At 58.4% G+C, this 21,281-nt stretch carries 20 protein-coding genes; 11 read left to right on the forward strand and 9 right to left on the reverse strand.

What is annotated here, in order from left to right; all coding sequences use genetic code 11:
- Positions 1-12 precede the first annotated feature (12 nt).
- Positions 13-2,745: an ImpA family metalloprotease gene (locus ACQUQU_RS13530; RefSeq protein ID WP_430460230.1), complete on the reverse strand. Its 2,733-nt coding sequence runs from the start codon at positions 2,743-2,745 to the stop codon at positions 13-15.
- A 400-nt stretch (positions 2,746-3,145) separates the two neighbouring features.
- Between ACQUQU_RS13530 and ACQUQU_RS13535 the strand changes: the two genes are divergently transcribed.
- Positions 3,146-4,252 carry a hypothetical protein gene (locus ACQUQU_RS13535; RefSeq protein WP_430460231.1) on the forward strand — a complete coding sequence of 369 codons (1,107 nt, stop codon included), beginning with the start codon at positions 3,146-3,148 and terminating at the stop codon, positions 4,250-4,252.
- An 18-nt stretch (positions 4,253-4,270) separates the two neighbouring features.
- Positions 4,271-5,335, forward strand: a complete 1,065-nt coding sequence (locus tag ACQUQU_RS13540) for a hypothetical protein (protein WP_430460232.1) — start codon at positions 4,271-4,273, stop codon at positions 5,333-5,335.
- Between the two features lie 70 nt (positions 5,336-5,405).
- Here the strand turns inward: ACQUQU_RS13540 and ACQUQU_RS13545 are convergent, their stop codons facing one another.
- Complete coding sequence (locus ACQUQU_RS13545; RefSeq protein WP_430460233.1) at positions 5,406-6,158, reverse strand: ComEA family DNA-binding protein; 753 nt, start codon at positions 6,156-6,158, stop codon at positions 5,406-5,408.
- A 296-nt stretch (positions 6,159-6,454) separates the two neighbouring features.
- Here ACQUQU_RS13545 and puuE point away from each other — a divergent pair, with 296 nt between their 5' ends.
- Both puuE and ACQUQU_RS13555 read left to right on the forward strand, forming a co-directional pair.
- Positions 6,455-7,357, forward strand: a complete 903-nt coding sequence (gene puuE / locus ACQUQU_RS13550; RefSeq protein ID WP_430460234.1) for an allantoinase PuuE — start codon at positions 6,455-6,457, stop codon at positions 7,355-7,357.
- A 118-nt stretch (positions 7,358-7,475) separates the two neighbouring features.
- The gene (locus tag ACQUQU_RS13555; protein WP_430460235.1) at positions 7,476-8,168 is read left to right on the forward strand and encodes a metallophosphoesterase; all 693 of its coding nucleotides are present in this window, start codon (positions 7,476-7,478) and stop codon (positions 8,166-8,168) included.
- An 18-nt stretch (positions 8,169-8,186) separates the two neighbouring features.
- Here the strand turns inward: ACQUQU_RS13555 and ACQUQU_RS13560 are convergent, their stop codons facing one another.
- The 3 genes from ACQUQU_RS13560 to ACQUQU_RS13570 form a co-directional block, all read right to left on the reverse strand.
- Positions 8,187-9,158, reverse strand: coding sequence for an RluA family pseudouridine synthase (locus ACQUQU_RS13560; protein ID WP_430460236.1), 972 nt, complete (start codon positions 9,156-9,158; stop codon positions 8,187-8,189).
- A gap of 4 nt (positions 9,159-9,162) precedes the next feature.
- Positions 9,163-9,684: a YqaA family protein gene (locus tag ACQUQU_RS13565; RefSeq protein WP_430460237.1), complete on the reverse strand. Its 522-nt coding sequence runs from the start codon at positions 9,682-9,684 to the stop codon at positions 9,163-9,165.
- A gap of 140 nt (positions 9,685-9,824) precedes the next feature.
- Positions 9,825-10,565 (reverse strand): SDR family NAD(P)-dependent oxidoreductase, encoded by a 741-nt coding sequence (locus tag ACQUQU_RS13570; protein ID WP_430460238.1) that lies wholly within the window; start codon positions 10,563-10,565, stop codon positions 9,825-9,827.
- 155 nt (positions 10,566-10,720) lie between these two features.
- Here ACQUQU_RS13570 and ACQUQU_RS13575 point away from each other — a divergent pair, with 155 nt between their 5' ends.
- The 5 genes from ACQUQU_RS13575 to ACQUQU_RS13595 all read left to right on the forward strand — a co-directional run bounded on the left by ACQUQU_RS13575 (position 10,721) and on the right by ACQUQU_RS13595 (position 13,743).
- Positions 10,721-11,614: a LysR substrate-binding domain-containing protein gene (locus ACQUQU_RS13575; RefSeq protein WP_430460239.1), complete on the forward strand. Its 894-nt coding sequence runs from the start codon at positions 10,721-10,723 to the stop codon at positions 11,612-11,614.
- 372 nt (positions 11,615-11,986) lie between these two features.
- Positions 11,987-12,196, forward strand: coding sequence for a cold-shock protein (locus ACQUQU_RS13580; protein WP_430460240.1), 210 nt, complete (start codon positions 11,987-11,989; stop codon positions 12,194-12,196).
- A 267-nt stretch (positions 12,197-12,463) separates the two neighbouring features.
- Positions 12,464-12,904: a hypothetical protein gene (locus ACQUQU_RS13585; protein WP_430460241.1), complete on the forward strand. Its 441-nt coding sequence runs from the start codon at positions 12,464-12,466 to the stop codon at positions 12,902-12,904.
- A 172-nt stretch (positions 12,905-13,076) separates the two neighbouring features.
- Positions 13,077-13,484: a GFA family protein gene (locus ACQUQU_RS13590; protein ID WP_430460242.1), complete on the forward strand. Its 408-nt coding sequence runs from the start codon at positions 13,077-13,079 to the stop codon at positions 13,482-13,484.
- Between the two features lie 13 nt (positions 13,485-13,497).
- Entirely contained in the window at positions 13,498-13,743 is a 246-nt protein-coding gene (locus ACQUQU_RS13595) for a DUF2164 domain-containing protein (protein ID WP_430460243.1), read from the forward strand.
- Positions 13,744-13,832: 89 nt separating this feature from the next.
- On the opposite strand, the gene ACQUQU_RS13600 is transcribed toward ACQUQU_RS13595, so the two are convergent.
- A complete protein-coding gene (locus ACQUQU_RS13600; RefSeq protein ID WP_430460244.1) occupies positions 13,833-14,288 on the reverse strand; it encodes an NfeD family protein in 456 nt (151 codons plus the stop codon).
- A gap of 3 nt (positions 14,289-14,291) precedes the next feature.
- Positions 14,292-15,233, reverse strand: a complete 942-nt coding sequence (locus tag ACQUQU_RS13605; RefSeq protein WP_430460245.1) for an SPFH domain-containing protein — start codon at positions 15,231-15,233, stop codon at positions 14,292-14,294.
- A gap of 144 nt (positions 15,234-15,377) precedes the next feature.
- Here ACQUQU_RS13605 and ACQUQU_RS13610 point away from each other — a divergent pair, with 144 nt between their 5' ends.
- The gene (locus ACQUQU_RS13610) at positions 15,378-16,274 is read left to right on the forward strand and encodes an alpha/beta fold hydrolase (RefSeq protein ID WP_430460246.1); all 897 of its coding nucleotides are present in this window, start codon (positions 15,378-15,380) and stop codon (positions 16,272-16,274) included.
- Between the two features lie 73 nt (positions 16,275-16,347).
- Here the strand turns inward: ACQUQU_RS13610 and ACQUQU_RS13615 are convergent, their stop codons facing one another.
- Positions 16,348-16,827 (reverse strand): nuclear transport factor 2 family protein, encoded by a 480-nt coding sequence (locus ACQUQU_RS13615; protein WP_430460247.1) that lies wholly within the window; start codon positions 16,825-16,827, stop codon positions 16,348-16,350.
- Between the two features lie 168 nt (positions 16,828-16,995).
- On the opposite strand from ACQUQU_RS13615, the gene ACQUQU_RS13620 reads away from it, so the two are divergent.
- The gene (locus ACQUQU_RS13620; RefSeq protein WP_430460248.1) at positions 16,996-17,976 is read left to right on the forward strand and encodes a GlxA family transcriptional regulator; all 981 of its coding nucleotides are present in this window, start codon (positions 16,996-16,998) and stop codon (positions 17,974-17,976) included.
- 164 nt (positions 17,977-18,140) lie between these two features.
- Here ACQUQU_RS13620 and ACQUQU_RS13625 read toward each other — a convergent pair whose 3' ends face one another.
- Positions 18,141-21,167, reverse strand: a complete 3,027-nt coding sequence (locus ACQUQU_RS13625; RefSeq protein ID WP_430460249.1) for a ricin-type beta-trefoil lectin domain protein — start codon at positions 21,165-21,167, stop codon at positions 18,141-18,143.
- Between the last annotated feature and the right edge of the window lie 114 nt (positions 21,168-21,281).

Consider the following 21,281-nt stretch of genomic DNA (forward strand, 5'->3'; position numbering starts at 1 on the left):
GCAAGACGGCGATTACAGCGGCCAGGCCGACGTGCCATCAATCGCTACCGAAGGTTTATCCAGTCCTTTGCAGAACTCAGCACCACCGCTGGCGTAGAAAGTTTTGCTCATCGGTGTCAGCGACATCGAAGCCACTTGCGCCGACACCGCGTCGGAGGCTGCAAAGCCCCACATGCGCAGGTATTCGCGCATATCGCGGCCCGTCACTTTCGACAGAGCAATAATCAGCCAGTCGTTATTGCTCAGCGCCGAGGCTTCGCTGCGGGTGAACGAAGCAAAACCCAGTGCCGCTTTCTTCGCATCCCAGTTGGTGTCGTTGCCCACCGCCGCTGAGAATTCACGATCCAGAATGTGCAGACGCGGCAGCAGCATCCAGCCGTCGGTCAGTGCGCCCTGCGCCTGCGCCGCCATCATCATTTCGATGTAAATGGCCGCGCCCTGACTCCAGCCGGTCAGATTCTGCGCCTGCATATAGGCCACCGGATCGGCCTGATTACGGCTTGCCTGCAGGGTATCGAACAGGCTTTCAAACGGCAGCGACTGACAGCCCGGGTCTTTACCCGTATCGAGGTAATAATGGTATTTGCTGTGGTACGAATACGGGTTGGTGGTCGAATGACCGTCCCAGCCGGCAAAGCGGAAACGACCGCGTTCCAGACCATGCCCTAATTCGTGAATATCACCGTGACCGATTGGCGAGAAACTCCAGCCGGCGTCGTACGGATTACCCGAGCAACCCCAGCCACAGGTCGGCTGGTCGGCGTTCATGTGTTTCACCATATCAATGGTTTGTACGGTGAAACCGTTGTCGGCGGCGAAATCGTGAATTTCATCCACCACATCGATGCCCGGCCCCTGGAAACCGGCCAGCACGTGCGGCAGGTTCGACACATAACGCTTGGTGGCAATGGCCAGATCGGCGGCGGTACCGCCCCAGCCGTTCATGGAATTGCGCATTTTCTCAAGCTGCGAATGCACTTCAAAACCCGAGGTCGATAATTCCGCCCAGTCAAAATCACCGGCGGCCAGACGCGCGGCGAAATCTTCGTTGTCTTCTTCACCGTTCCAGTACGGATGCAGACCGATATTTTCGATTTTCAGGGTCACGGTCTGGTCGTTGCTGCCAAAAAATACCTGCAGCGGTCCGCCGTAGGGCGAGGTGAATTCAATGCTTTCATCTTTAACCAGCGCCATGCTCTGGCTCTGCAGATATTTCGGACGGTTGTAACCATTGCCGGTCGCCAGCCAGTGGGTGGACGCCGAGCGCAGACTGTTTACACCCACCGCCACCGTGGTGGCGCTGTCGTCCAGACGGGTGACGCGCACGGTTTTACCCGGAATCACGTACACACCGGCGGCACGGAAAGAGCGTTTGCTCTGCAGGTCGATGGTGCGGGTCACCGGCGTAATGTGGCTGAAATCGGTGCGGCTGAAATTACCCAGATCGGCCTGCACCGGATTGATACGGCGCTGGTTGTACACCGCCGAATCGGCGTACATGGAACGGGCAAAGGCGTTGGCATCGGCCGTGTCACGGCTCATCGGAAATTGCACCTGCTGGCGGTAACTGTCGCCCAGCAGCGCCAGTAATTTATCCAGACGGAATTCACCGGCCTGATTAAAAATGGCTTTTTTATTCTGATCGAGCGAGGTCATGCGGCTGCGCACGCGGTTAAGGCCGGTGCTGAAGGCACTGAAGCCATCAACCATGCTGCAGTCTTCACCGGAGCACTGGCTCAAGTCGAACGGCACGCCGGCTTTCAGGGTCAGCAGCAGATCGCGGATGTCGGCAATTTCCGGCGGCACCAGCGCAAAATACGGGCTCATGTCCTGTTCGTTCATGTAGTACTTGGCCCAGTAATTATCCGCACTGTAGGTCACGCGCAAATGCGTGAGCAGACTGTTGCCGAGGTCAGTCAGACCACCATCGTAATGCAGATATAAAATGCCCTTGCCTTTCGCCTGCGCCGCTTTTACCGCCGCCAGAATGGATGGGTTCAGCGCTTCGCTGCCGCCCACCTGCGAAATGACCAGCACGTCGGTGTTGCTGGTAATACAAGCGGCCAGCGCGGTGCCGTCACACACAGTCGCGTCGTTAAAAGTCACCTGTTCTGCGTACTGTTCGCTCAGCCAGGCACGGGTGGCGCTGCGGTCGGGGAAGTAATAGCTCTCGTCCATCTGGGCGATCACCAGATTCAGCGGCTTTTTGGCGAAATCTTTGCGCCCGGCCAGCCACTCAAAGCTGTTGCGCAGCAGTTGCTGCATCTGATCATTCACCGACGTCGGGAAGCGTTTCCAGGTGCGCATCGGGTTACTGCCCAGCACCAGATGACGGCTGCTGCCGCTGGTGCCAACCACAGCAAACGACGACGACCCGGACGTACCACTATTAGACGCGTTGCTGATCAGCAGACTGTCGGTGTAACCGAACTGCGGGCCCAGGCGCGCCGCGTCGTGGGTTACGTCCCAGGTGACGGCGGTCAGGCTGGTGCCGTCGCTGCGTGCGCTGCCATCGCTGTTCAGCTGCAACAGGCGTGCTTTCACGCTCAGGTAAGCTTTGCTTTGCTGGTCGATGGTGGCCAGTGCCGCTTCCAGTAATTCCGCATCGCCAGCCACCGAGGCGTCGCCTGTGCTGATGGCTTTTTCCACCGCGCTGCTGGATCCCCCGGAATGACTTTCGCTGGTGCTGCTGCCACCGCAAGCCGTCAGAATGAGCGCCAGTAACGGCGTCAAAGTGTGTTTCATCAGAGCATTCACTGTTCGTTATTATTGAGTAAGGAAATAGTACCAATTACGGCCCGCACGGAATGGTGAGCGCATCACATCCCGAAAGTGGATCGCCTCACGTTATGCACGAGAGTCACATTGGCCCGATATGACACGATGCTGATTGTGAGTTTTTGTATCCATCCAGTAACAACAGATTACTGAATCGGAGGACATAACAGGTCAATTAATGAGCAAGATTCAGCAATAACTGGCCCACCCCAACAACCCGTTCCGGACGCGCCCCAGTGCAGGACATCCCACGCCAACGCACTGATTTTTAAAGTAAAAACTCAACGAATGGCCTGATTTGCCGGGGCTGTTACCGGCCCGGCGGCTGGTCTAGGGTTCAGCCCAAACAAAAATAAGGGCCCGAGCCATGCTGCGTCGTTTCATTCCGGTTGTACTGGCTGCTGCTGCTTTAGTGGTGCTGGCGCTGCGCTCCGGGCCCGGGGTTGTGACGACGCCTCAGGTTGCTGCCACTGAGCGCAACAGCGGAACAATCCCGCCGCCCACGTCACCAGCACAACTTCTTCCGGCCAGCGGCGACAATGGCGCAGGTTCCATGCCCGCCGATATGAAAAAAGCCATTCATCAGGTGGCCCAGGCGTACGCTGCCACCGCGACCTTTCCGCCCTATTCCATTCCGCTGGGTGCGGAACACAACGAACTGCTGACGCCCAATCAGGGCAGCCACAGCCACCGCTCGCTGGAGGCCTACGGCCTGCCCGGCCACCTGAGCGTACAACTGTCGGCCTACCGCTACCGCCACGACGAAATGATCGACGCCAGCGTGACCCTGAGCGGCAGCGATGCGCTGTTTACTCAGGTCGCGCGCGTCAGCCTCAGTCTGCGCGACCGCGATGGCCGCCAGATTCAGGCGTTGTCGGCCAATGCCAGCACCAGTGCCGACCACTGGCTGTACCACACCCGCTTTGGCGCAAGCCCCGACTGGCCGGCCGAACTGAACGTCAGCGCCGAGGTGCAGCTCACCAACGGCGAGCATCTGAGCCAGAGCGCGCCCTTCTCGTTATTCACTCCGGTGGCGGAAATCAGCGGCGTGGGTGACAGCCAGCGCGACGACAACCAGCTGCTGATTCCGGTGCACATCAGTAACGCCAAGCCCGGCTATTACAAACTCGGTGCCGCGCTGTTTTATGCCGACAAACGGCCGCTGGCGTATCTGCAGGCGCAGGGAAAAATCAGCGGCAGTACTGGCACGCTGACGCTTAAGGTGTGGGGCAGTCTGCTGACCCAGCTGAGTGCGCCGCAGGGTTTATGGCTTGGCAGTTTTCAGCTGCGCCGCATTCCGGAAAAGCCGGGCCCGGAGGTGGGCTTCGGTATAAGTCAGAAAGATTTTTATGCGGTGGAGGAAGTAAACCCCGCCGACTATCAGCAGGTTCCTTTTCAGGATGCGCAGACGGCCAGCCGTGTGCAATTTCTGCAATCGCTGGCCGGGCCCGTCGCGGGTCGTGCCGGTTCTTAAAAAAGAAGGAGGGTACGCATGTTCTCGATAAAAATAAAAACCGCAGTCACTGCTCTGATGTTCATGACCACAGCCGTATTGAGTGGCCAGGCGAGTGCGCAGATGGCCGGTAAAAATGTGATTCTGGTGCACGGCTTACAACCGTCACAACTGATGCGTGAAACCGTGACCAGCGCGGAAGTCACCAGCGATGGCGAAAATTACTGGGCCGATTTCTGGGGTCAGTACGCCGACGACCGTCTCGACTGGAGCTCGAAAAGCCGTCTGAGCGACGACACCGCCCAGCGCGCCTACGACAAAGTGATTGAATGGGCCGCCAGCGGTTTCTGCAGCGCCGGCTGCGTGCTGGTCACCCATTCCACCGGCGATCTGGTGACCCGCTACCTGCTTGATCAGCAAGAGGTGTGGACCGCCGCCGCGGGCTACGCGCCGCTGAATATTCTGGCGGTGTTCGACTTTGCCGGCGCCGGCGGTGGCTCTGAACTGGCGGACGTGGCCATTGACACCATCGGCAGTTCAAGCCTGCTGAGTGCTGCCGTGCGGGCGGCGTTAAGCGCCTGGCTGGGCTTTACCCCGACCACGGAAAATCTGGGTGTGCTGACCGATCTGCGTCCGGCCAATGCCCGCCAGATTGCCATCAGCCCGAACGATGTTCCGCGTCTGCGTTTCGTGGGTGGCGGCAATGAATATCTGGGCGTGACCGGTGGCTTCCTGCCGGGTACCGACGACGGCGTTGTGGCGCTGCACTCATCCTGCGGCGCCACCACCGACGACGGCGTGGATTCCTGCGTCAGTTACCGCGCACTCGACGGCAAACAAACCAGCGTCAGTGCGCCGGCGGCACTGTGGTACAACCATTATCCGGTGCTGATGGGCAGCGATACCCACCACGGCGGCACCATTGGTACTCAGGACGGCGTGACCCTGAGCTACGTGAACAACAATCTGGATGTGGGCGTGAGCGTGGCGCTGTCGACCCAGACCACCACCAGCGGTTGGTGGCTGTGGAAGAGCACCTACAACACAGTAACCGGCTCAGCCGATTACACCATGTCGGAAGTGCTGTTTAATGCCGTGAATTAACAGCCGAAGAAAGAACATAAAAAAGCCCTGAGTTTCCGGGCTTTTTTATGTTTGCTTCGCACGTCGGTGATTACAGACAAATATGCGTCTGTATTTTTTCCAGCAGCTTATCGCCGATGCCCTTTACCTTTTTCAGCTCCGCCAAACTGGCGTAAGGACGACCGCTGACGATGGCCTCGGCCAGCTTGTCGGAAATGCCTTTGATGCGGGCGAGCTTTTTGGCGCTGGCGTCGTTCACCGATACCGGTTCTTCCGCGTGCACGACTTTTGCCACCGGCTTTTTGTTTTTACCCTGACCTTTCTTCAGAGCCACCTTGCCGCCATCGGCCTGCGCCGGGGTGCTGATGGTCGCTGGGGCGGATTCCAGATTCACCACTTCACCGACGCCAATACCGGCGGCCTGGCCGTTCACCAGATGCAGTTCCGCCGGCTCGCGGTAAATGTGGGCAAAATTCACGTAATCCACGGTTTCGAAAAAGCAGCCGTTCCATTCGCGCAGCATCAGGCACAGGTGCCAGAGGCCGGCCGGCGGGGCCTGAAAAATCAGATCGTATTCGCAGTTGGTGAGCATGTGCCCGCCGAGCAGTTCGCCGATGCGCGTGCCGGCCAGTGCCATGCCACGGAAACCACCGCCGCTGTAAGGCTGGTGCAACGCCCAGAGCTCGATGCTCAGGGTGCCACTCAGGTTGGCGTCGTCGCGGTCGCTGAGGATGCGGCCAATATTCACCACCACCCGGTCGTCGTGGATACGGTAGCCGCAACCGCCGTCGAGACGGAGTTCTTTAACGGCCGGTTGGTCATGCGCGGTGGGTACGGCGGACATACACAAATCCTTCTGCGGTTAAAAAAACACCAATCTACGTGTGTATTGTGACACTCCTGCGGCGGCGTGCGGCAATAAGCCGCGTAATGCGCCTGACGTTGCTAACATTTCCGCCAGACTCTCCCGTGCGGCAGGGGAACGCGCTACACTGCCTGACCATTCAGTCAGCTTTTTATCCGCCGGAGCTGACAGCCGGTTCCGGCGCAGTGCAAAACACAGAACAGACTTGTACCAAACCTATTTGCACCGAACAGACGTGCACAGCACAACAACCGATACGCTCACAGGAAACTTCCATGACCTATCCAAGAGACATGATCGGCTACGGCCAGACTCCCCCTCACGCCCAATGGCCGAATAAAGCCCGCATCGCCCTGCAATTCGTGGTGAACTACGAAGAAGGTGGCGAAAACTGCATTCTGCACGGCGACAAAGCGTCCGAAGCCTTTCTGTCGGAAATTGTCGGCGCCCAGGCGCTGGAAGGCGTGCGCCACATGAACATGGAATCCATTTACGAATACGGCTCCCGCGCCGGTTTCTGGCGACTGCACCGCATGTTCACCGAGCGCAATATGCCGGTGACCGTGTTTGGCGTGGCCACCGCACTGGAGCGTAATCCGGATGTGGTAGACGCCATGCTCAAAGCCGATTGGGAAATTGCCTCCCACGGCCTGAAATGGATCGACTACCAGTACGTACCGGCCGAGGTGGAACGTGCCCATATTCAGCAGGCGCTGGAAATCCACAAGCGCGTTACCGGCAGCCTGCCGGTGGGCTGGTACACAGGCCGCATGAGCCCGAACACCCGCCGTCTGGTGTGCGAAGAAGCCGAACTGCTGTACGACGCCGATGCCTACGCCGACGACCTGCCTTACTGGGTTGAAGAAGGCGGTAAGCCGCATCTGGTGGTGCCTTACACCCTCGACAGCAACGACATGCGTTTTGCCACCAATCAGGGTTTTAACAGCGGCGACCAGTTCTTCAGTTATCTGAAAGACAGCTTCGACGTGCTGTACGACGAAGGCAAAACCGCACCGAAAATGCTGAGCATTGGTCTGCACTGCCGCTTAGTCGGCCGTCCGGGTCGTGCGGCGTCGCTGATGCGTTTCCTCGACTACGTACAAAGCCACAGCGATGTCTGGGTATGTACCCGTGCCGATATTGCCCGCCACTGGCGCGCCCATCACCCGGCGAAATAAGAACCGGCGAAGTAAGCCCCCGGAGAGCGGCACAGAGTGTTTCCCTGCGCCGCTTTAATCACAGGCCTGCCGGCGTTAAGCTGGCGGCCTGTGAATCACCTTCCCTTCCGCCTGTCCTATGATCATCCAGCCCCGCCTGCTGAAACTCGGTGTTAATGCCCATGGCCGCGATTTTGTCATCGGCGACCTGCACGGCTGCGTATCCGCCATGCACCGTCAGCTGGCGACGCTGAACTTCGACTATGCCCGCGACCGGCTGATTTGTGTCGGTGATCTGGTCGACCGCGGCCCGGAACCGGCCGAAGCCATGGCGCTGCTGCACGAGCCCTGGTTTTTTTCCGTGATAGGCAATCACGAGCAGCTGATTTACGAAGGGTTTAACGAAGGCATCGATGCCTCACGCGAACTGATTCTGCAGCACGGTGGCGACTGGATTCTGAATCAGCCGCGCCACCTGTGGTCGCACTGGTTCCGGCAAATGGAAGACATGCCGCTTGGCATTGAACTTGAAAATCATCTGGGCCAGCGCGTGGGCGTGGTGCACGCTGAATACCCGCTGAGTGACTGGGCCGATTTTGAAAGCATGAGCAGCGAACAGGCCAAGCGGGCAATCTGGGCGCGGGAGCCCTTCCGTGAACAGACGCCGGGCTCGGTCGCCGGTATCGATTTCGTGATTTACGGCCACAATGTGACTGACACCGAACTGCACATCGGCAACCGCTTTTATATCGACGCCGGCGCCTTCCGTGGCTGTGATTTTTTTATTAAAGACATCGACCAGCTGGGCAACAGCGCTTCACATCAGATCTGATGCCAATGGCCTTCCCCATCAAGGCTGATGTAAATAGCGCTGAAATTCCGCCGGATAATCGTCGTCGGTAATCACCGTCTGCTCGTAACCGCAATCCACTTCTACCCGCCAGGCGTGCAGCAGATGATGCGTTGCGCCAAGCGCCGCGATGTCGCTGGCAGCCAGATCCTGCTGCAGACGTTTTAAATAAAAGCGGCCATCGTGGCTGTAAATTTTATCGCCGATAATGGCATGCCCAAGATGCGCCAGCTGCGCGCGGATCTGATGTTTGCGCCCGCTGAACAGCTCGCATTCTACCAGCGCATAACCGTTAAACCGTTTCAGTACGCGAAAGCCGGTACGGGCCAGTTTCGGCGCTTTAATGGCGTTGTCGTCGTGCTCGCCGGTGACGTGCATCTGCGTGCGGATCGGGCTGTCCGCTTTTTCCGCCAGATAACACTCGCACTCTGTGGTATCCCAGCCGGGATTGCCCCACACCAGCGCGTGGTAGATTTTCTTCTGCAGCAGACGGTCGAGTTTTTTCTTCCAGCGCTTGTCGGCGTGTTCATGATTCGCCAGCAGAATAACGCCGGATGTTTCAGCATCCAGACGGTGCAGCAGATGCGCGTCTTTGTATTCCGTGGCACGCCGCACCATCGAGATTAAGGTATCGAATAAATTGCGGGTGGTGCGCGACACCGGCAGTCCGGCCGGTTTGTGCACCGCCATCAGCTCGTTGGTTTTCCACAGCAGCTTCCAGCCTGTGTCGACCGGGTCTTCCTGATGCTCAGGTAAAAACAGACTGACGTGGTCGGCCGGCTGCAGCTGTATATCCTGATACTGCACATCACCATTGACGCGCACAGCCCCCAGCGTCATCGCAGCCAGCACCTGCTCCGCGGTCCAGTGGTGATAAGCCTGCTGCACCGATTCGCTGAGCAGCAGGTTCTGGTATTCACACCAGGTCAGTTCAAAACCTTTGTCCGGCAGGGTTTTATTCGCACCCGTCATGTCGTTAAACCAGCAGAATGAGTAAGGCGTAACGCCCGGCTTTACCGAGTGTCACCAGCAGCAGAAATACGCCCAGAGGTGCGCGCATCATACCCGCAATCAGGGTCAGCGGGTCCCCCACTAACGGCAGCCAGGCCAGCAGTAAACTCCACACCCCGTAACGCTGATACCAGCGTTGCGCCTGCGCCCAGCCTCGCCCGGAGCGGACGTCGGGTAAATCGGGCGCGGATGTATCGGGCACTCTTTTGGATTGATCGGGCAGCAATGCCGATGTATCGGAGAAAAAACGCCGCCGCCACCAGAGCACAGCGCCAGCGCCGAGTGCGTAGTTGAGCACGCTGCCGAGCACATTGCCGGCACTGGCCGACAGCCACAACAGCAGAGGGTCGCCGCCCTGACTGAGCAGCAACAGCAGCAGCCACTCCGAGCCCAGCGGCAGCAGACTGGCGGCGAGAAAGGCGGTCAGAAACAGACCACCGGCAGAATATAACCAGGCACCGTCGCCCTGCGTCAGGACCTGCGCCATCGTTTGCAGCCATTCCGGCATACGCCAACCACGAACCAATAATGGCCGGCGATTTAACCACGAATCGCCGCCGCACCTGAAATGGCGAGGCGCTTTTGGGCGGGCCCAAGACCCGCCGCCAAGAACTCAGGATTCAGGGCTTACAGCTGATAACCACCGTCCACTTCCAGCACCGCACTGCGCATCGCCAGCGACTGCTCAGACAGCAGAAACTCGATGGCACCGACCTGATCATCAGCGCTCATCACCCGTCCAAGCGGCGTGGCCGCCAGCGAGGCAAACAGGCCCTGCTGCTGTTCGTCGGTCATGCCGGCCTTGCCCTGAATCTCGGTGGCCGTCACCCCCGGGCGCACATGATTAATGCGGATGCCAAGGCCTGCGTACTCAAGGTTGGCCACCCGGGCGGCGGCTTCAAACGCGGCCTTGCTGGCGGAATAGACCGCCGCGCCCATAAAGCCTTTGCTGACGGCGATGCTCGACACAAACACCACACTCGACGGGTTGTTCAGCAGCGGCTGCAGCAGTTTCAGGGTCAGCAGCGGCCCTTTGGTATTGATCGCCAGCGTCTGATCAAAGGCCGTGGCCAGATCCTCGCCACTGCCGTCGGCGAGGGTGCCGGGATAAAACACGCCGGCGTTCAGCACCAGACCGTCGAGGCGGATCTGGTCGTTACCGAGCGCACTGGCCAGCGCCTGCAATTGCGCCAGATCGGCACTGTCGGCGACAAAGCCACTGCAACCCAGCGCACGGCTGGCCTCATTCACCCGCGCCTGATCGCGCCCGGTGATGATCACCTGATGTCCCTGTGTGCTCAGGCGGGCGGCCAGTGTGCGGCCAATGCCTGAGGTGCCGCCGGTGATCAGAAAAGTCTTGCCTGTCATACGCTGTCTCCTGTGAGCGTGAAGTCATGACGGCAGACTAACAACTTGTTTGAGAGCCAATAAGGCACCAATATGCGAACCTAATGGTTCCCATTGGGAAACAAACAACTACGCAGCTGCGTGCTTTAATCAGCGGATTCATCAAGGAGAGCGTCGTGTCGTATCAGACCCTGCCACTGCTGCATGTCTTTCATCAGGTTGCCGCCCACGGCAGTTTTCAGGGCGCCGCCAACGAGCTGAGCCTGCCGCGTTCGTCGGTGAGCAAGAAGATCCGCCAGCTGGAAGAGGTGATCGGCCAGCCCCTGCTGAAGCGTTCGACCCGTCAGCTGCAGCTGACCGAGGTCGGACAGAATCTGCTGTCGGGCACGCACGGCCTGAGTCAGGTGATCGCCGGCTTCAGTGGTCTGCTGGACGACGCCCAGACCGAAGCGCGCGGCAAGGTCAAAATCAGCGCCAGTGTGCTCACAGGTCAGGTGCTGCTGATTCCCCTGCTCAGTGAGTTGCGCCGCCGTTACCCGCTGATTGAACTGGAGCTCAGCCTGACCGACCGCAACGTCGACCTGCTGGCCGAGAAGGTGGATATCGCCATCCGCATTGGTCAGCTGCCGGATTCGTCACTGATTGCACGCAAGATCGGCGACAAACGCTGGGGCTGGTTTGCCTCGCCCGAGTATCTGGCCGCCCACGGCGCGCCACAGCATCCGCATCAGCTGAAGGATCACCACTGCCTGGTGTTCCGTGATTTCCGCTTCTGGTCGTTTGTGGACGATGACGGCCAGACCCAAACGCTGGAAGTCACCCCGGCCATCACCACTGACGACAGCCGCGCGCTGGTCGATATGGCCGCCGCCGGCCTCGGCATCATCATGGTCGACCCGCGTTTCGGCATCAGTGAGCGCGCCGCCGGACGCCTGCTGCCGGTGATGACCGGCTGGCGCCACCCGGACACCAGCCCGGTCAATCTGCTGTGCGTCGGTGAACGCAGCCGTGCGGCACAGGCAGTGTGGGAGTTTCTGCTCAGCGAACTGACCGCCTTTGCCGGCGACTAACACCCGCCTGATTACGGAAAACGGCACGAAAACAAGGACCTGGAACGTCCGGAAAGCGCCCTGAACGCGCCCAGAAACGGCGTCGGCTGCCGGGTTATACAGGTAGGGGATGTCATTACACAGCGTAAGGACAGAAACAGTTGCATGGTTATACAGGTGTTCAGCGAAATTTAGGCAAAGATAGGGCTGTACAGCCCCCGTCATGCGCGGTAGAGTGCACCCAGCTCGAAAGCAGCCATGCAACACAGAATCTTCACTTCGCTCTGTTATTCGTAACACCCGTCCTGCAGTTTTCTTATGTTCCGCTAATTTCCAAGCTACACAGACGTCATCTGGCGTCGATGGTTATTAACAAATTTCAGGATATATATTATGTCTAACAAAGTTCAGGGAACCGTTAAGTGGTTCAACGAAGAAAAAGGTTTCGGCTTCATTGAACAGGCTTCTGGTCCAGATGTGTTCGCTCACTACAGCGCCATCACCAGCAACGGTTTCAAAACTCTGAAAGAAGGCCAGCGCGTTGAGTTCACCGTAACTCAGGGCAAGAAAGGTCCTCAGGCTGAGAACATCACTGCTATCTGATAGCGGCGATTGTGAAAGCAAAAAAAGCAGACTCCGGTCTGCTTTTTTTATGCCCGCAAAACGCGACTGACACACTCAGACGCCCCTCTCAGAACAAATCATTAACTTCGTTTTCACGAAGGTAAACGCCGTCATACCTCACCGGGAGGTTGGCCTGTTGCCTGCTTTTTTGCCCTGTTTATTTCCCCTATAGTCATCTGGCCGGCTTTTTCAGCAGTAGGCAGGCGTGTACTTATCGGACGATTACAATAAACACGGAGTACTACCATGAAAGCGCACTACCTTTCCCTTGCCCTTCTCGCTGCATCCGCCACCACCCTCGCCCAGGGTCCTGACATGACCTTCGTAAACAACGACGGCTCTGTACTGACCATTAATAATTTTATGCCGTCAGGTAATGGCCCGATGAATGTGCCGGGCAGCTACATGGACAACTCAGGTCTTGGCGGTTGCCCGAAAGGCAACACCTACAACGTGAACCTGACCGTCACGGGTGATCCGGCCAACAGCAGCGTGTCGTTCAAAAGCCCGCTGTGCACCGGCGTTAAGCTGACTTTCTCCGGCCAGTTCCCGGTTCTGCCGCCGATGCCGTCCACCCCGCCACCACCGGGTTCAGAATCCGGCGGCATTCCGGTGCCAACCATTACCGCCACGCTGAAAGTATCGGCAACCACCACCACCAAGAGCACCTACAACCCGCAGATGTAAGCCACTGATTCAGCCTTACAAAGCGTGTTATAAAGAAGCAGACTGCGGTCTGCTTTTTTTGCGCCGCCGATCAGGGGTCGGGCCCAGTGTCAGGCAAGCAACGGCACTCACAACAGGCACTTACAACCGACACTATGATCCGGTAAAAACAGAATTTGATTGAGGCAGAGACATGAGCAAAGAACTTTCAGGCGGCTGTTGCTGTGGTCAGGTAACCTTTACGCTGCAGGACAACTTCCGCATGTTTTTCTTTTGCCACTGCGAGCAGTGCCGCAAACTGACGGGCTCAGCTCATGCGTCCAACCTGTTTACTGCGCCGGATAATATCCGCTGGCTTCAGGGCGAAAACAGCACCACCCGTTACGAACATCCGACCCGGGATTTCGCCAGCGTCTTCTGCAGCCACTGTGGTTCGGGTCTGCCTTACCTGACGAAAAGCGGACAATTCCTGATCGTGCCCGCGGGCAGCCTGAACGAGGAACCGGGTAAATTACCGGATGCGCGGATTTTCTGCGCCGAACAAACCGAGTGGCATAAGCAGGGCCTGAAGGCACCGGCTATGGACGGTTTTCCGCAATAGATGGGAATACATAATGACTGAGATCCGATTCAGCAAAGACGAAACCGACCGTATCGTCGACAAAGTAAAAACCTATTTCGCCCGCGAGCTGGAGCAGGATATCGGCGGTTTTGAAGCCGAATTTCTGATCGCATTTTTCGCCAAAGAAATCGGGCCATATTTTTACAACCGCGGTCTGGCCGATGCGCAGACGGTTTTCCGCGAAAAAGCCGAAGAAGCAGGCTATCTGATCGATGAGCTGGAGCAGCCGACGAACTGAAACCCGCTTAATGCGGCCAATAAAAAAGCCCCATACGGGGCTTTTTTATTGGCGGATAAACCAGCGAAAAAACGCGGCGACGAGAGCCGTCAGCCGACCGCTTTCACCCACTGCACACCAACCTCGACTTTCACCACTTCCACTTCGGTGCCGGCCGTCAGCGGTTGTTCGCTTTTCAGTTTCCAGTCGATACCGGAATAGCGGCGCACGCTCAGACCACGCTGGTCGACATCCTGCTCCAGCACAAAACGGTCGGTGGCGAAGTCACCCCGGGTCTGTTGTGGCTCGACGTTATCCTGCATTTTCTTCAGCGGCTTCCACAACAGCAGCGCCAGCACCGCCGTCAGCACCGCACTGCTGGCAAAGGCCACGCTGCCGCTTTCCGGCAACAAGCCAACGGCCATAGCCAGACCGGTGAGCAACAGGGCCGCGCCGAAAAACAGCAGAATAAAGGTGGCAAAACCGAGCACCGCCACCTCGATAATCAGCGCCAGAATACCGGCCACCATCAGACTCTGAGGCAGGTTCTGCAACAGAAATTCCATAATTTACGCCTTCTGATTATTCAGCGAGTTAATGATGGCCATGCCCTGCGCCACCAGCGAGCTGGCGTCGGTGGCGTTGTCCGGCAGCAGTACCACCGACGATTCTTTGGCAATCGCCTGTTTGGCTTCAATGGCCTTGGTGGCCAGTTCCAGCTGAATGGCTTTCTGGCCTTCGACCGTATTGGCCGCGTCACCGATTTTGCGCAGCGCTTCGGCTTTGGCTTCGGCCACCGCCAGAATCGCCTGAGCTTCACCTTCGGCTCTTAATACCTGTTCGGCTTTGTCGGCTTCTGCCGCCAGAACCTGTGCCTGTTTACGGCCTTCCGCAACGTTGATGGCTGACTGACGATCACCTTCGGATTCCAGAATCTGCGCGCGTTTTACCCGCTCGGCTTTCATCTGCGCTTCCATGGCATCCATCACGGATTTCGGCGGCACAATGTCTTTAATTTCGTAGCGCAGCACCTGAATGCCCCAGGGCTCTGCCGCTTCGTTAATGGACGACACGATATTGGTGTTGAGCATGGCGCGTTCTTCAAACGTTTTATCCAGCTCCATTTTGCCCAGCTCAGAACGCATGGTGGTTTGCGCCAGCTGAGTAACGGCGAACACGTAGTCGTCAACGCCATACGAGGCTTTGTACGGATCCAGTACGCGGAAATAGAGCACACCGTCGACCGACAGCGTGATGTTGTCTTTGGTAATGGCCGACTGGCTGGGTACGTCCACGGCCTGTTCTTTCAGGCTGCGGTCAGCGGCGATGCGATCGATGAAAGGGATAATAAAACCCAGACCCGCTTCTTTGGTGGCCTGATATTTACCGAACCGTTCCACAATAAACGCGCGGTTCTGCGGCACAAAAATGATGCTCTTTTTCAGCAGCACCAGAATAAAGACCAGTGCGAAGGCTTCTACCGAGAGCAATTTATACAGCAGGTATTCCATGAGTCTGTCCTTCCATTGTGTTATGCGACTGGGCCGAGTCTATCACCCGTTACCGGCAATGGAACGTATTTTGGCGTAATCATCCCTTACCCTCCCAGATCCGCGTGCCCACAATAGCCGCCAATAACGAATGCGGAGATTCCCATGCTGATGACGATGTGGCAAAACCTGTGGACCGAAACCGGCGCAATCCCGCTGGATGAACTGCGTAGCCGGCTGGAAACCCCGGAGTCACGCTACATCGAGCTGCAGGGCATGCAGGTGCATTACCGCGATGTCGGCGCCAGCGATAAGCCCGTGCTGATTCTGCTGCACGGTATTTTTTCGTCGCTGCACACCTGGAATGAATGGACGCATCTGCTGAAAGACGACTACCGCGTGATCAGCATCGACATGCCCAATTTCGGCCTCACAGGCGCCCACCCGCAGGGCATGTTCAAACACATTTTCAGTGATTTTCTGAATGACTTTACCGATGCCCTGAACATCGAACGCTGTTACATGGCGGGTAATTCACTGGGAGGCTGGATGACGTGGGAATTTGCCGCGCGCTTCCCGCACAAAGTCGAAAAACTGGTGCTGATCGACAGCGCCGGTTTCTTCTTCGTGCCGCCTCCGGGTCTGATTGCGCTGGGCCTGCCGCTGGCCGGCTGGCTGGCCTCACACTTTGTATTGCCGCGCAGCGTGATGTACGCCAGCATCCGCTCGACCTACGCCAACCCGGCGCGTCTCGACCGCGAAACCCTGAACCGTTATTACGAACTGATGTTGCGGCCGGGCAACCGCGCCGCCGGTGCCAGCGTGCTGCGTTTTATCCGCAACCGCGCCGGCTTCGACAACCGCATGATGAGCGACATCAGGCAGCCGGTGCTGGTGATGTGGGGCAAAGACGACGCCTGGATTCCGCCGGCGCACGTCGACCGCTTCAAGCATCGCCTGCCGCAGGCTGAGGTGATCCGCTACGACGACTGTGGTCACCTGCCGATGGAAGAATGGCCGCAGAAAACCGCCGACGACTGCCGGCGTTTCCTGCAGGGCTGATAATCGCCCTGCTTCAGAGCCCGCCCGTTTCAGAGCCTGCGGCGAAGCCAGGCTCTGGTCAGACGTTCAAAACTCAGCCCTTAAGACGGGCAATGAAGGCGCGCAGGCCCTTACCGGCCTGTGCCTTCACTTTCTGCTGCAGCAGCGGCGTCCAGCCCAGTAACACCCCTGCCATCCCCAGTGCCTGCCGGCTCCAGCGCCAGAAGCTGAACACGTCGTCGTGCTCAATGATCAGCCCGTCCTGAAAGCGAAAGCGCGCATCGATGATGTTGTGCACCATGCGCCCGGTCTGACTGAAGCGGTATCTGGGTTCCCAGTGCGCCGTCACCTGACCATTCCGTTCGGTTACGGTGAACGTCAGGCTGAATTGCTCGGCACGTTCGCACAGCATGCGCCACATATGGCCGATATCCTCACCGGCCAGCGAAAACACCGGGTCGTTAAAGCGCGCCTGAGGGTGATAACAGGCGGCCATGGTGGCGTAATCACGCTGGCTGAAGGCCGTGTAAAAGGTGGTGATCAGATCCTGCGGTGAGCGTGCTTGGCTGGTCATGGGGGTTACCTGTCTGTGTGAGGCTGTCTTTACACCTGAGGGTGCGCCGGGCGGCGCAAGGGTGAGTGTCAGTCCGCTCAGTTTAGGCTTTTCTGTCAGCGCTCACAGTGGCATGTATGTCTACTCAGGTAGACAATAAGGCCATACCCACCCGCCACAGGAATGCTCATGCCACGTTGCGTGATTCTGGCCCTGCCCGGTGGCCCGCTGACCTCGGTCGTGGGACCGCTGGAAGTACTCACTCTCGGTGCCCGCCTTGCCGGTGCCGGCGACTGGCGCTTTGAGGTGGTCAGTGACGACAGCGCTGACCAGCACCCCGGTCTGGCGCCGGTGGCGCTGGCGGGCATGGGCAGACTGGCGGATGTGGATAACACCGATGCCCTGATCATCAGCGCCATGGGCGACCCGCGCCGTCAGCACACAAACAGCCCGGAATCGCTGCCCGCCGAACGCACCCTGCTGTCACTGAAGCGGCTGGCGCTGCAGGGTTCGCTGTTAGTGAGTATTTGCAGTGGCGCTTACGCACTGGCCCGCGCCGGTCTGCTGGATCAGCGTCAGGGTACCTGCCACTGGGCCATGGCCGACTGGATGGCGCAGCAGTTTCCGGCCTGCCACTGGCAGAAAGACGCCATGCTCACCCGCGACGGCAACGTCTGGTGCGCCGGCGGTGCCAGCGCCTGGCAGGACATGAGTCTGACGCTGGTGCAGCACTGGTTCGGCGCTGCCGTGGCGCGCCAGTGCGCGCGTTTGCTGCTGCTGGATACCGACCGGGGCGATCAGCGCCGCTACATGGGGTTTCTGCCGGAACGCAGCCATCAGGATCATGTGATTCACCGCGTGCAGGACTGGCTCGACGAACACGCCTGCGAGCCGTTTACGCTGGCCGAACTGGCCGGACAGGTGGCGCTGAGCGAACGTCAGTTCAAACGGCGATTCAGCGCCGCCGTGGGTATGCCGCCGCGCAGTTATGTGCAGAGCCTGCGCATCGAGCAGGCCAAGCTGGCGCTGGAGCAGTCGTTGCGGCAGGTCGATGTGATCGCGCGCGAATGCGGCTACGAGGATGTGCGTTTCTTCCGCTCGCTGTTCCGCCGCGCCACCGGCCTGACACCGCTGGCGTACCGAGCGCGGTTTGCGCGCAAGCGGCACTGAAGCGCATAACCATCAACCGCCGCTGAACGCCATTCCATAATGCGCAAGAACATTAAAAATCCGCTGAAAAGAACATTAAAAAATCCGCTGAAAAGCACAGCAGAAATCCGCCATAAAAAACGGGAGCCAGGCTCCCGTTTTTTATATCACGCGACCGGAACCCCTCAGTTCGCGGTGGCGTGCCAGCGTTGATTCGCACCACCGTGTACGGCGTACAGAATCAGCGTCGAGCCACTGCCGCCCGACACATCCAGCACCTGATCGGCGTCGATGCGTGAACGCAGTAATTTACCGGCGTAATTAAATTGCTGCGCCGGGTTGTTGGCATCGCAATCGCCCAGTTGCAGCTGGGTGTGGTCGTAAATCTGACCGTCCGGAATTTCCAGACACTTCATGCCGGATACCCCGTTGATCATCAGACCTGTGCCGCTGTCGTAACGCCATTGCTGATTGGCACTGTCGTTACAGGTGTCCAGCGCCACCAGCGCACCTGTGTGACTGCCACCGACGGCGCTGACGCACTGACCCGTGGCTTCGCTGCGGTATTGCGCGTAGCGGTTTTCAGACGACATCAGGCGCAGTTCCCACTGCTGATTGCTGCCGCCGTGGTAGGTCCACTGACCGACGTTGGCGCCATTACCGGTACCGTAGGCATCCGCAACAATATTGCTGTTGTGCTTGCTCGCCAGTTTGTTGCCGCTGTAGGTCCAGCGCAGGTTGTCGGAATCGACACAATCCCAGATCACCACGCCGCCGTCGTTGTACGCCTGACCGCGGTTATCCAGACACTTGGCCGGGTTGGCTTTGTTGCGGAACATCTGTGCGTTTTTGTCGTACAGCCATTTCTGGTCCTGAGAGGTCAGCTGACAATCCCACAGCTGCACATTCACGCCGTTGCCCAGATTGTCATCGTTGCCCGGAATATCCATGCACTTGCCGGATTTACGGTTCACGATCGACACCCAGTCCTGGTCGTCCTGAGAATATTTCGGTGAATTATTGGCCACCGACCGTTCCCACATTTCCAGATACGCCTCGGCGGAATTCATTACCGACTCATAAATGCGCGAGCTGGCGTGGGTACGGATATCCTGAATGTGATCCGCCACCAGACCGTAATGCGCCAGACCTTCGTTATTCAGGTCGAACACGCGGTTACCGGTTTTTTGTTTGTCGATGACAATGCCGGCTTCGGTGACGAACGGATATTCCAGCGGATTGGTGGCGGTATCGCCGCGCGGATACGCCTGTGAACCGATGCCGCCCATGTCGGTGGCAAACGGTACGCCCACGCGGTAACCGGTCGGTTCGATCAGATCAATAAATTCACCGATGCTCCATTCCAGACTGCTGGCGCTGCTGTTGTACGGCGACATCATGCCACCGGCGGCGGCGATGCGTTCGTGCACTTCATGCGGCGAGCCATCCGGTTTTCGGTTCTGGTGACTGTGGCCGGAAATCACGCCGGAATAATGGCGTGATTCAACGATATCCATAATCGAGCGCGCGGTTTTGGTCGAGGTATGGTCAATTTCGATGATCATGCCTTTATCGATCATGCGGTTCACCAGATACGCGCCCAGATCGCTCAGGCCGTGCGTGTTGCAGTGACGACGGCTTTCATCGTACTGCGGGTTCAGGCCAATAGCCGCGACGATGTCTTTAATCACCGGCACATCACCCAGCAGCGGGAAACCACTGGTCATGGTGCGGCCATCGGTCACCGCGTCACAGGCTTCGGTTTCGAAGAAACGGCCACTCGACAGCCACTGGCCGACGTTAATAAAACCGTCTTCCATACGGGCGCCGCCGAACTGGTTATCGAAACGGTGAATCGGGTACATCACGCGCACACCGGCGTCGTAAATTTCCTGCAGCTGGCGCTCCACGCTTTCTTTGCTGCAGCTGTCTTTCAGACCGCAGTTGAACAGCTCGGATACCTCGATGCCCATCAGCACCGCCAGCTTGCCATCGGCGATCACTTCACGCGCTTCTTTCGGGGTTTTCACCAGACGGAAGAAACCTTTGCCCGGTCCGCCCTGCTGCGCGTCGATGTAATCCTGCATTTCATGCAGACGCTGAATCTGCAGATACACGCTGGCCATGGTGTTGCAGTTATTCGGGTTGATCCAACTCGCCGGGTTCACGGTTTTCTGCACATTGCACAGCACTTCGTTTTCCACCAGATGGGTCACCATCATCTGCAGGCCGCCCTGGTGCGCACGCTCAATCCACTTGTAGTAGTACTGCATGTGCGACACCTGCTGGCGGTTTGGCCACGACGGGAAATCCGGCCAGCCACGGGTATCGTAGCGGTGGTTCACATCGTCATACCCCATCAGGTTACCGATGATGTCCAGCGCACCCCACGGACCATGATCGCCCGAGCTGTCGTTGAGCGCAGTTTCAACGCCCCAGCGGTCGAACGGTTCGCCGTGAATCATCTTGCCGCCCATGAATTCATAGGAGGTGATGTGCGTGTGCGGGTCGATGGCACCGCGCACCGGCTCGCTGGCATCGCCCACCGGCAGGTCACCGTAGGTGTTCAGCTCGGCTTCCGGGAACGGCTTACAGTCGCTCTGCGGCACCAGACGGAAATTGGTTTCCGAGCCATCGTTGTTCGGGTTGAGAATATCGATGACGTACAGACCGCCATCGGCGTAGTAGCCAGTGCCGCCGTAATTGTGACGCAGAATTTTCGCCAGCTTCGGACCATAGAAGCTGTAGAGGAAACTGCCGTCGTTCTGTTCGGTGGCGCTGATTTTAAATTCGGCAAATTCACCGGCGTAGCGTCCGGCCGAAATTTCATTCGGCAGGTGCGTGGCCAGATAGCGTCCGTCTTCGTCGGTCAGCATGAAGTGAAAGAAAGACGTCGGCTTGAAATAAAAACTCGCCGCATTGCCCGGGTCGGTGGCGCGGAACTGCCAGCCCAGGCCGTCGTCAATGGCGCCGCCTTTGGTATAGCGGTTCATGTATTTGCCATTGGTCGGCGACTGAATGGCGTAACAGCCCTGCGCCAGCTGATGCACGGCATTTTCGGCGTCGGCGCGTTGTTCAACCGGCGCCGCTGCCGGTGGGGGTTGTGAAAATGCAGCCGCCTGCTGGGCGCCGCTGATCAGTCCTGCCAGTAACAGAGTCTGACCAACCACGGTGCCCAGCCGGCCGCGAGAGGAGCGTGCTGAGTATGTCATTATTGTTTTCCTGTTGTGTTCGTGTGCGCGCCAGAAGCCGCGCTGAGTGACGGACCAAGTACATCCGCCGCCGGACCCAAAGGCCGGTGATTTCCTCCCGACCGGCACCCCAGG

Source organism: Thalassolituus sp. LLYu03 (genome assembly GCF_050507655.1).
In the GTDB taxonomy this organism is placed as follows: Bacteria; Pseudomonadota; Gammaproteobacteria; order Pseudomonadales; family Oceanobacteraceae; genus Venatoribacter.

Bases quoted from the DNA above. Each gene is read 5' to 3' on its own strand.
- ACQUQU_RS13530 (WP_430460230.1), bottom strand. From the start codon at position 2,745: ATGAAACACACTTTGACGCCGTTACTGGCGCTCATTCTGACGGCTTGC.
- ACQUQU_RS13535 (WP_430460231.1), top strand. From the start codon at position 3,146: ATGCTGCGTCGTTTCATTCCGGTTGTACTGGCTGCTGCTGCTTTAGTG.
- ACQUQU_RS13540 (WP_430460232.1), top strand. From the start codon at position 4,271: ATGTTCTCGATAAAAATAAAAACCGCAGTCACTGCTCTGATGTTCATG.
- ACQUQU_RS13545 (WP_430460233.1), bottom strand. From the start codon at position 6,158: ATGTCCGCCGTACCCACCGCGCATGACCAACCGGCCGTTAAAGAACTC.
- puuE (WP_430460234.1), top strand. From the start codon at position 6,455: ATGACCTATCCAAGAGACATGATCGGCTACGGCCAGACTCCCCCTCAC.
- ACQUQU_RS13555 (WP_430460235.1), top strand. From the start codon at position 7,476: ATGATCATCCAGCCCCGCCTGCTGAAACTCGGTGTTAATGCCCATGGC.
- ACQUQU_RS13560 (WP_430460236.1), bottom strand. From the start codon at position 9,158: ATGACGGGTGCGAATAAAACCCTGCCGGACAAAGGTTTTGAACTGACC.
- ACQUQU_RS13565 (WP_430460237.1), bottom strand. From the start codon at position 9,684: ATGGCGCAGGTCCTGACGCAGGGCGACGGTGCCTGGTTATATTCTGCC.
- ACQUQU_RS13570 (WP_430460238.1), bottom strand. From the start codon at position 10,565: ATGACAGGCAAGACTTTTCTGATCACCGGCGGCACCTCAGGCATTGGC.
- ACQUQU_RS13580 (WP_430460240.1), top strand. From the start codon at position 11,987: ATGTCTAACAAAGTTCAGGGAACCGTTAAGTGGTTCAACGAAGAAAAA.
- ACQUQU_RS13585 (WP_430460241.1), top strand. From the start codon at position 12,464: ATGAAAGCGCACTACCTTTCCCTTGCCCTTCTCGCTGCATCCGCCACC.
- ACQUQU_RS13590 (WP_430460242.1), top strand. From the start codon at position 13,077: ATGAGCAAAGAACTTTCAGGCGGCTGTTGCTGTGGTCAGGTAACCTTT.
- ACQUQU_RS13595 (WP_430460243.1), top strand. From the start codon at position 13,498: ATGACTGAGATCCGATTCAGCAAAGACGAAACCGACCGTATCGTCGAC.
- ACQUQU_RS13600 (WP_430460244.1), bottom strand. From the start codon at position 14,288: ATGGAATTTCTGTTGCAGAACCTGCCTCAGAGTCTGATGGTGGCCGGT.
- ACQUQU_RS13605 (WP_430460245.1), bottom strand. From the start codon at position 15,233: ATGGAATACCTGCTGTATAAATTGCTCTCGGTAGAAGCCTTCGCACTG.
- ACQUQU_RS13610 (WP_430460246.1), top strand. From the start codon at position 15,378: ATGCTGATGACGATGTGGCAAAACCTGTGGACCGAAACCGGCGCAATC.
- ACQUQU_RS13615 (WP_430460247.1), bottom strand. From the start codon at position 16,827: ATGACCAGCCAAGCACGCTCACCGCAGGATCTGATCACCACCTTTTAC.
- ACQUQU_RS13620 (WP_430460248.1), top strand. From the start codon at position 16,996: ATGCCACGTTGCGTGATTCTGGCCCTGCCCGGTGGCCCGCTGACCTCG.
- ACQUQU_RS13625 (WP_430460249.1), bottom strand. From the start codon at position 21,167: ATGACATACTCAGCACGCTCCTCTCGCGGCCGGCTGGGCACCGTGGTT.